We start from the raw sequence: 16,075 nt of genomic DNA on the forward strand, positions 1-16,075 counted from the left end.
AAGATGTGAACAGCTTAACATTATTTAATTTTCAATTTTCACTATAGACATTTTTCCGTTATACGGTCTGTTTCCTTTTGTTTTTAATGCGTTATTGGCGTCTTTTATATTATCGAATTTTTCATAGAAAATGTAATACTTACTTGTACTTACATCATGGAAAAAGTCAATATCAGTTCTTCCAGCAGACACTACTTTAGTTACAAAATCATTTCTTCGTTTTATATCACTATGAACAGCAATAATTAGATAATAGCCACTTTCTACATTATCTATATTTTTTAGTATAATGATATTGCTTCCAAGGTCTTCACCATAATCAAAATCTTCTGGTGTATAGGCCGTTTCATTTAAAGATGTTGTGGTCTTAATGTTTTGTAATAAAGATCTATCTTGATTATATCTATCTTCTTCGTTACTGTAAGCCGCACGTTTTATACGTCTACGTTTTTCAACTTCAGTAGCAATTTTTATAGATTCAAGTTTAGTATCTAATGCTAACTTGGTTTTATTGGCTTCTAGTTGCTCTGTCTTTAATTTGTCGATTTCAGCTTTGTAAAATAAATTAACCTCATCTAATGCAAATTCTTCAATTTCTGCACGTTCATTGTATAATTGTGTTAACTCTTCAATCTTATCATTTCTAGTTAAAATGACTTTTTCTAAATCCGTTTTAATGGCATTTAATTTATTGTTTTCTGCCGTTACGCTTTTAAACGGTTTAGGTTCTACAGTAATACCTTGGTCTCCTAAATCATTTTCTTCCTTTAAATCTTTTAGGTCATTATTTTTTATAGTAACGATTTCATCGAATTGCTTAAGTAGATCATTTTGAGTTTCTTTTGAATCTTCTGTAGACTTCGCAATTTTTTTCATGGTTTGCGCTAACTCATCTTTAGGATTCTCAATTATATCTTCTTCATTAGTTTTTTGTTCCTCAGCATCTAATATAGCTTGTGCTTCTTCTTTTGCCTTCTGTTCAGCGTCAAGTTTAGCTTGTGCTAATGCTTCTTCTTTTGCTTTCTGTTCAGCGTCAAGTTTAGCTTGTGCTAGCGCTTCTTCTTTTGCTTTGTGTTCAGCAGCTAGTTTAGCTTGTGCTAATGCTTCTTCTTTTGCTTTTTGTTCAGCAGCTAGTTTAGCTTGTGCTAATGCTTCTTCTTTTGCTTTCTGTTCAGCAGCAAGTTTAGCTTGTGCTAGCGCTTCTTCTTTTGCTTTTTGTTCGGCAGCAAGTTTAGCTTGTGCTAGCGCTTCTTCTTTTGCTTTTTGTTCAGCAGCAAGTTTGGCTTGTGCTAGAGCTTCTTCTTTTGCTTTTTGTTCGGCAGCAAGTTTAGCTTGTGCTAGAGCTTCTTCTTTTGCTTTTTGTTCAGCGTCAAGTTTGGCTTGTGCTAAAGCTTCATCTTTTGCTTTTTGTTCAGCGTCAAGTTTAGCTTGTGCTAGAGCTTCATCTTTTGCTTTTTGTTCAGCATCAAGTTTGGCTTGTACTTGTGCTTCTTCTTTCGCTTTTTGTTCAGCTTCTTTTTTAGCTTTGTCCTCTTTTGTTTTAGATTTTGGAACGACACGTCTTCTATTGTCCTTTGATAGAATGCTTGTCATTTCATCTTGAGGACTATAATCGTAATATCTTTGTTTTTCAAATCGATAGGCGATAGTAAAATCATGAGAGTTTCCGAATGTACCAAGTTTACCAATAGCATTTTCATAATTATATTCTAATGCTATATTTTTTGTAACACTAATACCAGCACCAACAGTTGCTCCATAAAGTGAGTTATAACCACCTTGAACCCAAAATCCTTTTGGTATAGTAACCATTGCTAATGCAGAAATAATGGTTTTGTTTTCATAGATATCTGCTTTTAATAAACCCGAAAATTTACTTTCGTCAAAAAAGCCTTTACTATCCATATATCCTGTATACATAATATGTGCTTCAATACTTTGTTCAGGATTAACTTCTACTAGGGAAGAGGTGCTAAAATTGTATAAAGCTAGGTTGTTTATAGATAATCCAAAATCGAGATACTCAGTACCAAGATTTATTCCAGGATTAATAGTAAGTAAAGTGTGTTCAGGTACATTTTGTAACGAAGGATCATCAAAATTAGTGACAATATTTGCGGTATTAATTCCACTTTTATAGGCACCAACGTTTAAACCAAATGTAAGGTTGTTAACGCTTCCAATTCTTGCGTTGTAAGCAAAGTTTAAGAGACCACCAAAGGTCGTTAATATGCCATAGTTTTGTTGAAAAACTCCAATACCTGCTCCTATGTTTTCAGCAAATCTTCCGGAGTAACTTCCAAAATAGGTTACTGGTGCATTTTCAAACTGTACCCATTCTCTTTTATTATTAAAACTAATCGTTGTTGTTTGTTCTCTAACAAAACTAAAAGTAGGGTTAATATTAAATCTATTAAAAGTTAATGAGTTTCTTGCAGGTATATCAAGTGAAACCACGCCATCATCATCTTCTTGCGAATAAAACGTCTGTGCTGAACAGATACAAAATATTAAAAGTATAATTCTTTTCATTTTATTTTACTACGGTTATTGATCCTTTTTTCGTTTTCTTGTCTTCAGTTGTAATGACATAATAAAAGACTTGATTAACACTTGTAAGGTTTAAGTCTGTTTCTGGCCAATTGTTTTGATAAGAATTGGTTTTTAACACCACCTTACCACGATTATCCATAATTAATACTTCAGTATTCGTATTGTCTGTGTGGTATATTTGAGGAATGATCCAAGTATCATTTATACCATCACCATTTGGACTAATAACATTAGGTATTTTTGCTACATCAGGAAAGAAATCTTGTGCTTCTACAACACTGAAATAGTATTCTACAGTAGCTTCACAACCCATTGTTTGTGATATTACAGCAGTATAATCACCAAATTCATAAGCTTCAAAAAAGGACTCTGTTGCGCCTACAATTAAATCACCATCTAGATACCATGAATATTCAGGGTTACTTGCATTGGTAGTTAAATTGACTTCAATAGGGTAACCTTCAAGCGTTTCGTTAATTTCTGGTACGTCAATACTGCTATCAAATAATTCGCTAACCAAATCAATAGATCCAGACGCAGAGCAGTCACCTAAATCTACCTGAACTGAAAATGTTCCGGATTCATTAGTTTCATACATTTGAGACGTAGCGTCTGCAATTATTTCTCCGTCCTTATACCACTGGTATGAGATTCCGTTAATGGTATTTAATGTTGTAGTGCCTTGACCTGGACAATATGGGTTTCCTAAACTCGATACAATAGTCGCATTGGCTTCACCAGAAACGACTTCTGTAATGGTAACACGATTAGAAAAGGAGTCTGATGTACAACTACCATAATTGGTTCTCACAAAGTAAGTGCCATCTGAGGTTACTTCTAGCGTTGGCCCTTCAGCAACAAATACAAACGTTGTAGGACTTGTTTCTCTATACCATTTAAAGGTAAGGTTAGGGTATAATAAAGGCGAATCGTTATTGCCTGTACCAGGATTATCAATGCTTAATAAATAGCTTCCACCAGCACAAAACGCTCCAGTTGAAACTAAATTATTAATAGTAAACGGTGAATCTTGAGGCTTAAAGTAAGCTGCAAAAGATACAGAACCAGCACTCGTTGCTAGAGGAGCGCTACTTGTAATTCTAATTTTATAATTTTCACCAGCAGTTGTTTCTGGAAATGAAAAATCTAAAGTTGCAGGCGATGTTGTAATAGATCCAGGAGACGATGAATAAATGACTTCAGGATTTGAAAAATCGCCTTCAGAATCTGATAATTCAATAGAGAATTGGTTTGTTGGATACAAACCTGCTTCAGGTGAAAAAATAAATGTTGTACTATAAGTATTAAAATCATCATTAGCACAAGCTTGACTAAAACCAAGACTTGGCGTGCCGATAACTACTTGTGCCTTAAGTTCGTTTTGCATGCATAATGCAAAGAAACATAGGCCAAATAATATACTTTTAATGTATGTAAGTTTAAGCATTTCTTAAGGTTGAAAATATTTAATGTAATTAAGACTTTTTTAATGTTGGTCTTAGTCTTGTTCAATATCGTTTGCCGCGATAATTTTATTTATTCTTAATCTAAAATCAGGATATTTTTTATTTGAAGAATCGATAAAAGTTTCAGAATCTGGTCCTTTAGAATACACGTTGTTAAACGCTCTACTTCCGTACCAGCTTTCTAAATCGTCATTGTTTACGTAGCTTTTTCTAAATATGTTACCCTCACAATTATTAAAATACGTTCTTGTGAATTTTATTTTTTCTAAATTATCGCCATTAATAGCCATTTCAGGATCTAAGTAAACAGCTGGCATAAAACCAGAAATAACACTTTTATTTATTTGGAATGACACATCTGTTCCTAAAAAAATGGCTTCTTGAACTAAACCAACTTTAAAATCATAGGCCAAATCATTACTAATATTTACTAAGGTTAAATTTTCTGCAATAACATTGGTTTCTTTTTTATTTGTATCAGCGTTTTCTTTAATATCGTAAGATTTTACATTTAAACATCTAGAACCATCTGCGCTTGATATATAAGGTGATCTAATCGCTAAAGAATTGCTAATAGTACTTTGTGTACCATAATTAAAGTCGAAATCATTTTTACTAGATCTGTAAGAAACAGCTTGTGATAAGGTTACGTTTCCGCCTAAAATATTAAAAGAATCCCCTTGGCAATAACTTACCATAATATTATTGATAGATGTCTTTAAACCAACACCTGCTAAAGTAATACCACTATAGTTACCAAATTCTTTTGTTATTTTACCAGCGTATTCTATTCTAAGATATTTTAAGATTCCAGAATCGCTATTGATATCTTCACCACCATAACTAATAGCTTCAGTAGAAGATGGGTTTAAGCCATAATTCAATGACATAACTTTTCCAAAAGTATTTAATGGCGCATTTCCAAGTATAAAAATTCCGCCCCAATCACCAGCATTTTTATCGATTCTACTCGATGTAAAAACAATAGGATCTGTTGCAGTACCTACGGCTTGTATTTTAGACCCTTTACTAATGGTTAAAGATCCATTAGTCTCATAGTCACCTAAAATAACAGTACCTGGTTCTATAGTTAATGTAGCGCAATTGGTTACATATACTTCACCTAATAATAAATAGGTGTTTCTTTTGGTTAATGTTGTGTTTTCAAAAATGTCTCCTGAGAGGATCTGTGTAGGCTCGTCGTAGCTTGCTTTGTTAGGTTTAAAGTCAGTCCAAGTATCTAGCCAATTATTATATCCAGTAATTCCTTTTTCTTGTTGTGCAAATACATTACAAAACACAAAAATTAATAGAATTGTTGTAAGTGTAATTTTTTTCATAATGGGTTAATTCTTTAAATAGATTAATGGGGATTTAACTATTAGGCTCAAACATAATATTTTATTCCATGAAACACAAATAATATCGACGAAATGTAAAAATTAATATCATTTGTACATTATTTCTGACAAAAAATAGATAATAATCGAATTAATTGTGCTTTTTGAGGATTTTGATGTTTTGGTCAATTTTATCCTAAAAAAAAGCCTTGACTAGAAGTTAGTCAAGGCTTTAAACACAATAATAAATAAAACTAACTAATCTTTTTTGAAATCCTCATACGTGTGTAATGCCTTTAATGTTGATTCGTAAAATAAAATTGCGGCAATTAAATCTGACGTATCAGAATAGGGTAATATTGATTTTTGAAATTCTATGGTACTTTCAAAATATGTATCAGAGGCTTCAATGTTTTCTTCTAAAGCCTTTTTGTTATCTTTTGTTTCAGGAATACCTAATGATTCCATTGTTACGCCTGGTTTTGTTGCAAAAGCAATATTTGGTAGGATATTTACAATAACTTCAATGCGTTCTATATATAAAACTAATAGTTCGCCTTTATCCATATTTTTTAAGTCTTCACGACTATGGTATTTATTGATATTTACTTTGCCGCTAATGATGCTTTGAGACTCTTTATTTTTTTGAGCAAAACCCATGGTAATCATAAATAAAAATAGGGCGCTAAATAAAGTAAATTTTAATTTCATAATTATGCTTTTATATAATTCTTTATGAAGCAAATCTATACATTTATTTAAAAAATCCTACTATAATTGTGATTTTTTTTAAATATTTTACCGATTAAATGTTTAAAAACATGGGTAAACTACCTAAAAACTTGACAAAATGCAATTTATACCGACGAAATACTTTTAGGTGTGAATCTCAAAAATTGACTACATTTTTAGTGATTTTATTGAATAATTATGCGAAATATTGAACTGAATTAAACGCTTGTTACCTTAAAAAAATCAAAATTCATTACCAAAAACGTCTTTTATTGAGGCGTGAAAATGACCTGCTGTAACTCACGGATTTTAGCTGTAAAAATGTATCTATTTTAAACCTTCAGATTATTTGCTAGACTTGCGTTGGTTAATTTGTTATAGGTGTTGAAATATTATAGTAATTCATCGGAAAATTAAGTTTACAGTTTCTGTTTGTCGTATAAATATAGCATTGATAAGATTTTTATGGGTTTGCTGAGAAAAAGTTAGAATTTAGATCTAATCTTAATGTATATTCTCATGAAAAATCGTATTTATTTAATTTGTCTCAGTCTTGTTTTAGGAAGTTTTAGTGTGATCTCTGCGCAAGAATCTTCTAAGGATTTGCCTATTTATGATCAGACAGATCTTCATTTAAAAAATGTAGATACCATTCCAGGTTATGCTTCAAAAACGAATAAATTGAAAGTATCTGGTACTATATATATGAGTGATGGTGTTACTCCTGCTAAAGATGTTATACTTTACATTCAGCAGCCAGATGAAAATGGCGATTTTGAATTGATTGAAGACAATGATAATCGCTATGTGAATCATAGAGGATGGATTAAAACAAATGCAGATGGCCAATATACATTTTATACTTTTGTGCCTGGAGGCGATAGAAGATACAATCAATTACAACAATTATATCCTATAGTAAAAGAGCCTTCTAAAGAAGCTTATGAGGTAGAAACGTTCCTTTTTGATGAAGATCCTTTATTAACAAAAACCTGTAGAAAGCGCATGGAGAAAAAAGGTGACCCAACAAGAATCTTGAAACTAGATTTACAAGAAGGTGTTTATATCGCTAAGCGTGATATCGTTTTAAAGTCTGATGTTTAATTGACATAAAAATTAATAATTATAAAGAAAAGTCCTAATGCATGATTAGGGCTTTTTTTTGTGTCCATAAATACTACGAATTAGCTTATTTTAAATAATTGAATCTTATTTTAGTGAAAAATAAAGAATTGATTAACTTTAAATAAACGATTAAATTTTTATATAAATGGGCAATGAGAACGATTTAGACCAGCGGTTTGAACCCTTTAGTAAAATAGGACTGTGTTTTAGTGGAGGCGGTTATAGAGCGACCTTCTTTACTTTAGGAATTTTGTCGTATTTAGAAGCTATAACGTACCAAAATAAGCCATTGTTAGAATCTGTAAAAGCAATGAGTACCGTGAGTGGTGGTACACTGACAGGTGTTGCTTATGCAAAAGCGGTACAAGATTCAGAATTTAATTTTAAAGCGTTCTTTAAATCATTTTATAACACATTTTCGCCACTCAATGATATTTTATTAGTTTCTGCGATACAAAAATTTAATAATGAAAAGGTTTGGAAAACTAATGCTCATAAAAATAGATCATTAATTAATGCATTTGCCTTAACGTATTCCGAAATGCCATTGTTTAGTGGCACCTTTAAAAGTTTTAATCCAGATACTTTAAAAGGCTTAGACAACGTATGCTTTAATGCTACTGATTTTTCATTCGGATTAACATATCGATTTCAAAACAAAGGCTATTTTGGAAATAATCCATTATACAAATACAATCAAAAAGAAATAAATTCTTTAAAAGATCAAATAGAGTTGGGTGATGTTATAGCTTCTTCATCTTGCTTTCCTATTGGGTTTGAGCCTTTAGTTTTTCCTGATGATTATATTAAAGAACAAGATAATGAAGCCTATGTTACATTAAAAAAAACAGAGCTGTTTAAAAACGGTGTAGGCATTATGGATGGTGGTATTACAGACAATCAAGGTATTGGAAGTATGGTGTTAATCAACGATAGAATGAAACATACCGACCATGGTGGATTAGATTTAATAATCATAAATGATGTTGGTAGTTATATTATGAAGCCTTGGCAACCTGATAACCCAAAGCCTGCATCAGACAGTACTTTACAACACTATATAAAAAAGCGTTTATGGTATTTTAATTTTAAACCCGCCTTTATAATTGTAGTTTTAGTAGGCTTGCTATTACTTATTTTAAACAATTGTCTCGTTTTTAGTGATAAAGCCTCTATAATATTATCAATTATTGGTGGTTTTGTAGCTGGTGTTGGTATGGTATTAACGACGTTGAGTTATCTGGTTTCAAAATACAAAACGTCTTTAATTGCTAAACTTAAAGTGCTTTTTAACAAAACAGTCCCAGAACCGTTAGTGGATAAAGTAGTGTCTTTTAAAGAACTAGATGTTAATTTGGTAAAATCGATGATTATCAACCGATTAACGTCATCCGCAACTATGATTAGCGATGTGTTTTTAAAGCAAATAAGACGCATTAATTATGATTTTTTCTATTCTAAAAATGACTATAAAAACAAACGGATTACGGCTACAATATATAAGCTAAATGGTGTGGATACACCTTATAATAAAAATACAACGTATCATAAAGACATATATCCAAAACCGAGTACTGTTCTTAAAAGTGTGTGTTTATCTGCCTCTGAAACACCTACAACATTATGGTGGGACCAAAAAGATAGAGATGAAAACAGAATGGATAAATTAATTGCTTGTGGACAATTTACGATGTGCTACGAACTGTTAGAATATATTATTGAACTCAAAAAAGATTTAGATAATGCTCCCTATGATTTTAAGGATTTAAATCAACTAGAATCTGCATTACAAATACATTGGAAAGCGTTTAACGACAATCCGTTGTGGTTGGTTAATACTTTAAAATAAAATCAATAGAGCATATGATTAGGTTAATATTGCTGTTTTAAAATTATAATAACGTTTATATCTTGTAATGCGTTATTAAATGAAACATAAAGTAATTGATTTTAAAAAATCGCTAAAAAGAAACATTTAATGATCTGCCTGACATTATAAAAGCTCCAGAGTGATTCTGGAGCTTTTATTAAGTAAACCATTATTTTATTGATTTAATTAAGAATAGCGTAGGCTTGCTTAGCAATCTCTAGCTCTTCATTTGTAGGAATCACTAATATTTTGGTTTTTGAATAATCTGATTGAATTTCTCGTAGTTGAGAAGATCTTATGTTATTTTTATCCGTATCTAATTCAATTCCTAAAAAGTTCATCTCTTTACATACCATTTCGCGAATTAGGTTAGAATTTTCGCCTATACCAGCAGTAAAAACGATTGCATCTACACCATTCATCGCAGCAGCATATGCACCAATATATTTTTTAATTCTATACGCGTTCATTTCTAAAGCCAATTGGCAATCTACATTGCCTTTTTCGGCTTGCTCTTGTATGTCTCTAAGGTCACTATAACCTGTTAATCCATACATACCACTTTCTTTATTTAGTAAGGTGTTAACTTTATCGAGACTATAGCCCAAACTATTAACTAAATAAAATACTATGGCATGATCTATATCACCACTTCGTGTGCCCATGATTAATCCATTTGATGGTGTGAACCCTAAATTGTGATCAATGCTTTTGCCATCTACAACTGCCGTCATACTACAACCATTGCCTAAATGAATGGTAATCATTTTTGAAGACTCTAACCTTAAATATTCTAGCGCTTTTTCACTCACATATTTATGACTCGTGCCGTGAAATCCATAGACTTGAATTTTGTGCGTTTTATATAATTCATTAGGAATAGCGTATTTTTTAGCCTTTTCTGGTAAGGTTTGAAAAAAAGCAGTATCAAAAATAGCGGCTTGTTTTGCATTAGGAAATAGTGCTTCTGCAACTTCAATACCTATGAGATTATTCGGATTATGTAGTGGAGCAAGTTGTGCATAATCTTTAATTTTTTGTTTTACAACGTCTGTAATCAAAGTGGTTTTAGAAAATGAATTTCCGCCATGAACTACGCGATGTCCAACAATTTCAATTTCGTTAGTGTTTTTAATAACACCTTTTTCATCATCCAATAAAATGTCTACTACACGTTTTAAACCATCCTTATGGTCTTTAATAGCGTGCGTTTCTTTAAGATCTACTACATTCGTTTTGTAATTAAGAATGGCATCTTGTGCTCCAATACGCTCTACTAAGCCACTACAAACTAAGGTTTCAGAAGGCATTTGAATTAATTGAAACTTTATTGATGAGCTTCCTGCGTTAATTACTAGTATGTTCATATTTTTTATTTTAAAAATCTTGTGCTTGTATAACGGTTACAATAACTGTATTAAAAATGTCATCTGTAGTACAACCTCTACTTAAATCATTTACAGGTTTATTAAGTCCTTGAATAATAGGACCTATGGCCAATGCTTTAGTTTCCCTTTGTACTGCTTTATAGGTGTTGTTTCCTGTATTTAAATCTGGAAAAATAAACACATTTGCTTGGCCAGCGACTTCAGAGTTTGGTAATTTAGTTTTACCAACACGCATATCTACGGCCGCATCATATTGAATTGGTCCTTCAACTTTTAGTTCAGGGCTTTTAGATTTAATTAATTCCGTAGCCATTCTAACTTTTTCTACGTCCTCGCCAACTCCAGAAGTTCCAGAAGAGTAGGAGAGCATAGCTATTTTAGGATCAATGCCAAAGGCCATACTCGTTTTGGCTGAAGAAATAGCTATTTCAGAAAGTTGTTCTGCAGTTGGGTTTGGGTTAATTGCACAGTCACCATAGACTGAAACTCTATCTTCTAAGCACATAAAAAACACTGAAGACACTATTGAGGTTTCAGGCTTTGTTTTAATAAATTGAAGTGCTGGTCTTATAGTGTGTTGTGTGGTATGTACTGCACCAGAAACCATACCATCGGCATCACCTTTATGCACCATCATTGTGCCATAATAAGAAACATCTTCCATTAAATCTTGTGCCATCGCTAGATTGACGTTTTTATGTTTACGTAGCTCATATAAAGTTTCTGCATAAGCGTTAAACTTGTCTGATTCAATTGGATTAATAATGGTTACAAGGTTTAAGTTTAGATCTAAGTCTAGGTTAATTAATTTTTCTTCAATTAATTTTTTATCACCTAATAATGTAATGTCAACGGCGTCTAAATCCACAAGCTGTTTAGTCGCTCTTAATACACGTTCATCTAAACCTTCAGGTAAAACAATATGCTTTTTATTTGATTTTGCTTCTTTCAATAAGTTATACTGAAACATTCTTGGTGTAACACCCTTGGTTTTAAACGTTATTAATCGCTCTACGAGTTCTTCTACTTTTACGTACTTTTCAAATTCTTGAATAGAGGTTAATATTTTCTCAGTATTCTCAGCATAAATTTGTGATTTTATTTCGCCGATTTGGTTTGTTACAGAATATGTGCCTCTAGGCGCAGAAATTATAGGTACAATATCTGAAAGCCCTTCGATGAGTTTAATAATAGAGTCTTCTGGCGTTAAACCACCTGTAAGGACAATACCAGAAATAGCAGGATAATTCTCAGATAAATTAGCTTGTAGAGCACCTAATATAATATCGGCTCTATCTCCTGGTGTTATCACTAAAGCATTCTCTTTTAAATGCGTTAAGTAATTGCGTAACTGCATGGCTCCAACGCTGAAATTTCCGGCTTGGTTGTTTATATAGGCATTTCCAAACAGTACTCTAGCATCTAACGCATCTACAATTTCTTTAATAGAAGGATTTGATAATTTTGGGTTTAACGGAATGGCATTGGCTATAACAGAAGATGGTAAGTCTTTTTCTAATTGGTCTACAATTAACTTAATATTTTTAGCATTGACTTTATTGGCTATTACAGATAAAACTTCAACCCCTTTATCTTTGAAAGAATCGTAGGCCATATGTAAATTACCTACCAATTCATCTAAGGTTTTGCCAATACCACTTGCTAAAATAATAGCAGGAACTCCTAGGTTTTTGGCAATTAATACATTGATATCAAATTCTATAATAGAACCTTCGCCAACAAAGCTACTGCCTTCTACTAATACAAAATCAAAACGGTCTTCAACCGCTTTAAATTTATCAATAATAGTACCTATGATTTCATCGTCTTTGTTTTCGTTTTTCTTTTTAATGACCTCACTGCGTTTAAATGCATAAGCATCTTCAAATTTTAAATCGAGATTAAAATAAGAAATAACGGTGTTGATATGATTGTCTATTTCGCCTGCCTCAATATCATCGATGATTGGCCTGAAGTAACCTACTTTGGCAACTTTCCCTAAAAGAATCTGCATTAAACCTAGTGATATAATAGATTTACCACTATTTGGTTCGGTTGTAGAAATATAAACGGCTTTGTTGGTTAATTTTTTGTTCATTTTTTATAATAAAACTATGGTTTTAATAAGATAACTTGTATTAGTCTGCAAAATTAACGATTTAACCCCTTTATTTAGTGACTTTTGTCATGATATTATAAAAAAGCATGTTGTATTAGTGATACTTAGTCGATACGTTTGGTAGGATAAAAACAATATGTAAATTTGTAGTACCAAATGAATTACAAATTAATGGCGGTTTAAAATGATATTACAATTTTTGAAAAATTTATTTAAAGGGAAAACTTCTAGCGAAGTAAAGCACGGAACAGTAAAGTTTTTTAATTACACTAAAGGTTTTGGCTTTATTAGTATTACGGACACTGATGACGAAATTTTTGTACATACCACAAATTGTGTAGATAAGATAAAACAAAATAATAAAGTGACGTTTCAGGTAGAGCAAGGAAAAAAAGGCCCAACTGCTGTTAATGTAAAATTAGCTTAGCTCACTTTATTTTAAACGAGTTAGAATTGCTTGCCAGGTTGATTTCGCTAAACGTTTAGTAAAAGTGGCCTAATGATCTTTTGAATATCTATGTTATTCTTTTGTGGTATTAAAAAGGTATTTAAATCATCTATATGATTTATTTGTTCTGCTTTGTCAATAAATCCATAGCCTAAATATTCACCATCTTTTATCATTACAAAAGCCTCTTCGTTATTATGTCTGCCTTTTTCTTTGAAGATATGATTGATTTTTTTGTGTGATATATGATGTATGGCTTCTAAAACTCTGTTGTTGTAGGCTTCTACCGTTTCTTCATTTTTGCATATACCGTTGCAGTTGGTAATTTTATAATGTGAACATGCTGCAACAGCTTCTTGTAAATGACAATATTTAGGGCATAAATTAAATTTCTCACAAATATGCTCCGTATATGCTCTGATCTCTCGGACATTAAATAATGTAAGTATTGGGTTTGGCACTAAGCGTGCTTTATTACTTGCTAAATGAAGAATGCCTTTTCGATCCTCATAAGAGAATAGCGCATAGGTTTGTACATTACGTTTAGCAACTTTATTATAGATCGGAAAATGATGTTTTATGGCTGCATCTTCCATTAACAAAGCAATGAGTTCACTGCCTGAAATTTCAAAATCAATATCTCTGGTTTCTCGCACCATTTCTAAGGATTTTTTTGTTTTGCTATAAAAGTGGCTCAAAACGCGTTTTTTTATGTTCAATGCTTTACCAACATATATAATTTTTCCTTTTTTATCTTTAAAATAATATATGCCAGTTTGGCTAGGTAAAGCTTCAAATGTTGCTTTGGGCAAGTTAGGAGGTAAGGTGGCTTCTCTTGAATTTTTGTTTAAAAATGTTTTAAATACTTCATTGGCATTAGGTTGTTGCAATAATAATTCAAATAATATCACAGTAGCTTCTGCATCGCCTCTTGCTCTGTGTCTGTCTACTAAATTTATATCTAAGGCTTTACATATTTTACCTAGACTGTACGATTTATGACCAGGAATTAAGCGACGTGATAAGCGTACTGTACATAATTTTTTTCTTGTAAATTCTATACCTATACGTTTAAATTCCCCTTGAATGACATTATAATCAAAGTTAACATTGTGAGCTACAAAGATGGCTCCTTCAGTGATATCTAAAATAGGTTGTGCAATTTCTTCAAAAGAAGGCGAATTTGCGACCATAGCATTATCAATGCCAGTTAGAGCCGTAATATGGGCAGGAATAAAACTATTAGGATTAACTAAAGATGTAAACTCATCAATTACGGTTTCTCCATTATATTTAAACACCGAAATTTCGGTCATTCGATTGGATTTACCTGTGGTTTCTACATCAATAATTGTATAAATCATGTTCTAAACTACGCTAATTTGTGGGTGTTATATTTTGACCCTTTAAAGATACTGCGTTTAATTGGTATTCGAAATTTTGCTTTTACGGATTAAACGAATTGCAACTCGTAGCTGACAAATAAGGGCATTTATGAATATAAAATTAAACCAACTCCAAGTATAATACCTGCTAATGGCACTAATTTTTTACGTTTATTTTGTTCTTTAAATACCAAGCCTCCAATTACAACTGCAATTAATATTTGGCTTCGTTTTATGGCAGATAATAACATAATTAAGGCATCGGGATCTTGTAACGCCTTAAAATAGAAGTAATCTGCGGCTACTAATAATACACCAACAGCAATAATGGTCCAACGAAATTTAAAGGATTCTCGCTTTTCTTTGTATGGAAACCACGTAATGGCCAATATCATCAACAGGATTAAGACCGTATAGAAACAAAACCAAAACTGCAATGTTTGTGGGTTTAGCTCTAAATTTTGAATTAAAAATTTATCATACAATCCACTAGAAGCACCTAGAAAGGTGGCAGCAATGATTGCAAAAATCCATTTGTTGCGTTTAAAATTAATGCCTTCCTTTTTTCCAATTCTAGAATACAATAGCACTGAGAAAATGATTAGAAAAAAACCAATCCATTGTAAACCATTTGGTTGCTCTTTATAAATTACTATAGCGCCAATAAAGGTGAAAAACGGACCTGCAGAACGAATAGGTGTTACTATAGTTATTGGTAAATGCTTCAATGCCTGATACGCTAAGACCCAAGAACTTGCCATGATAGCAGACTTTATAGCAATAAATCCATGCGTTTTCCAGTCTATATTAGAAATGAAAAGTCCCATATCTACGAGCTTTTCTTCGTAAAATATAGAACCAAAATAAAGTGGTAATAAGACTAATAAACCAGAGGAAATAGTACCAAAAAGTACAGGAAACACTTCATTGCCTTGTACAGCATGTTTTTTGCATAAATTGTGTAATCCTAAAAATAAAGCCGCTAAAAGTCCAAGATACATCCACATAATGCGCGCGAAGATATTGGTTTAGGTGAATTAATTAAAACATTCCATCGTATCTATTCGAATTTTATTGAGCGTATCCCAAATTGGTGTATCAAAATGCTTTGGAGATAATTTAAATAATATCATAGATGTATTTGTAGTTTTACATAAGATTTGATTGCCTAATATGTTTACAGTTATAACTTTACCAGTATGAAAACCATCAAAGAAAGTCATTTGTCCTATAAATTGAACACTATTATTTGAATGCTCTATGTCTTCTAAAATAAGTTTTGGATCAGGAAATTCTTGAGCCCAATGATTAGGATGCATCAATGCTGTGAAATAGTGGTTTAAATTAAAGTGTATTTCTTTTAAGGACAATTCTTCGGTAGTTTCTACTTGCCACGCCATAGCTAACGTCCAGAATTCTTGATGCTCAGGGTTTTTCCAGTTAGGAGCAAAGCGTAATTCCTCAAACCCTTTAATGGTAAGCTTGGGTAGCCAGTCAACAGGAAATGGAATTATCTCAGTACGCCAAGTACTATCTGCTTTTACAATAGATTTTTGAATACTGTCTTGGGAATTTGCCACCAATGAGAAACTTAATGCTAAGGTGATAAGGAGATATGTTATACATAGTTTAGACATATACTATTATTT

The 16,075-nt window shown here is 32.0% G+C and carries 12 protein-coding genes; 3 read left to right on the forward strand and 9 right to left on the reverse strand.

Features of this window, described 5'->3' with window-relative positions:
• Window positions 1-24 precede the first annotated feature (24 nt).
• The 4 genes from HNV08_RS08165 to HNV08_RS08180 form a co-directional block, all read right to left on the reverse strand.
• A complete protein-coding gene (locus HNV08_RS08165; protein WP_173280694.1) occupies window positions 25-2,532 on the reverse strand; it encodes a PorP/SprF family type IX secretion system membrane protein in 2,508 nt (835 codons plus the stop codon).
• 1 nt (window position 2,533) lies between these two features.
• Window positions 2,534-3,940, reverse strand: a complete 1,407-nt coding sequence (locus HNV08_RS08170; RefSeq protein WP_241697197.1) for a T9SS type B sorting domain-containing protein — start codon at window positions 3,938-3,940, stop codon at window positions 2,534-2,536.
• A 111-nt stretch (window positions 3,941-4,051) separates the two neighbouring features.
• Window positions 4,052-5,359, reverse strand: coding sequence for a hypothetical protein (locus tag HNV08_RS08175; RefSeq protein ID WP_173280696.1), 1,308 nt, complete (start codon window positions 5,357-5,359; stop codon window positions 4,052-4,054).
• 258 nt (window positions 5,360-5,617) lie between these two features.
• Window positions 5,618-6,070 (reverse strand): hypothetical protein, encoded by a 453-nt coding sequence (locus tag HNV08_RS08180; RefSeq protein WP_173280697.1) that lies wholly within the window; start codon window positions 6,068-6,070, stop codon window positions 5,618-5,620.
• A 540-nt stretch (window positions 6,071-6,610) separates the two neighbouring features.
• Between HNV08_RS08180 and HNV08_RS08185 the strand changes: the two genes are divergently transcribed.
• Both HNV08_RS08185 and HNV08_RS08190 read left to right on the forward strand, forming a co-directional pair.
• Window positions 6,611-7,195, forward strand: a complete 585-nt coding sequence (locus HNV08_RS08185) for a peptidase associated/transthyretin-like domain-containing protein (RefSeq protein WP_173280698.1) — start codon at window positions 6,611-6,613, stop codon at window positions 7,193-7,195.
• A gap of 166 nt (window positions 7,196-7,361) precedes the next feature.
• Entirely contained in the window at window positions 7,362-9,065 is a 1,704-nt protein-coding gene (locus tag HNV08_RS08190; RefSeq protein ID WP_173280699.1) for a patatin-like phospholipase family protein, read from the forward strand.
• A 203-nt stretch (window positions 9,066-9,268) separates the two neighbouring features.
• Here the strand turns inward: HNV08_RS08190 and HNV08_RS08195 are convergent, their stop codons facing one another.
• Together HNV08_RS08195 and pta are read right to left on the reverse strand one after the other, a co-directional pair.
• Window positions 9,269-10,453, reverse strand: coding sequence for an acetate/propionate family kinase (locus tag HNV08_RS08195; RefSeq protein ID WP_173280700.1), 1,185 nt, complete (start codon window positions 10,451-10,453; stop codon window positions 9,269-9,271).
• A gap of 10 nt (window positions 10,454-10,463) precedes the next feature.
• Complete coding sequence (pta, locus tag HNV08_RS08200) at window positions 10,464-12,572, reverse strand: phosphate acetyltransferase (RefSeq protein ID WP_173280701.1); 2,109 nt, start codon at window positions 12,570-12,572, stop codon at window positions 10,464-10,466.
• 220 nt (window positions 12,573-12,792) lie between these two features.
• On the opposite strand from pta, the gene HNV08_RS08205 reads away from it, so the two are divergent.
• A complete protein-coding gene (locus HNV08_RS08205; RefSeq protein ID WP_241697198.1) occupies window positions 12,793-13,020 on the forward strand; it encodes a cold-shock protein in 228 nt (75 codons plus the stop codon).
• 47 nt (window positions 13,021-13,067) lie between these two features.
• Here HNV08_RS08205 and HNV08_RS08210 read toward each other — a convergent pair whose 3' ends face one another.
• From HNV08_RS08210 to HNV08_RS08220, 3 genes are all read right to left on the reverse strand, one after another.
• Window positions 13,068-14,405, reverse strand: a complete 1,338-nt coding sequence (locus tag HNV08_RS08210; protein WP_173280703.1) for an exonuclease domain-containing protein — start codon at window positions 14,403-14,405, stop codon at window positions 13,068-13,070.
• A gap of 128 nt (window positions 14,406-14,533) precedes the next feature.
• A complete protein-coding gene (locus HNV08_RS08215) occupies window positions 14,534-15,433 on the reverse strand; it encodes an EamA family transporter (RefSeq protein WP_173280704.1) in 900 nt (299 codons plus the stop codon).
• Between the two features lie 30 nt (window positions 15,434-15,463).
• Window positions 15,464-16,063, reverse strand: a complete 600-nt coding sequence (locus tag HNV08_RS08220) for a hypothetical protein (RefSeq protein ID WP_173280705.1) — start codon at window positions 16,061-16,063, stop codon at window positions 15,464-15,466.
• Window positions 16,064-16,075 lie beyond the last annotated feature (12 nt).

It is taken from the genome of Winogradskyella eckloniae (assembly GCF_013249045.1).
Taxonomy (GTDB): Bacteria; Bacteroidota; Bacteroidia; order Flavobacteriales; family Flavobacteriaceae; genus Winogradskyella; species Winogradskyella eckloniae.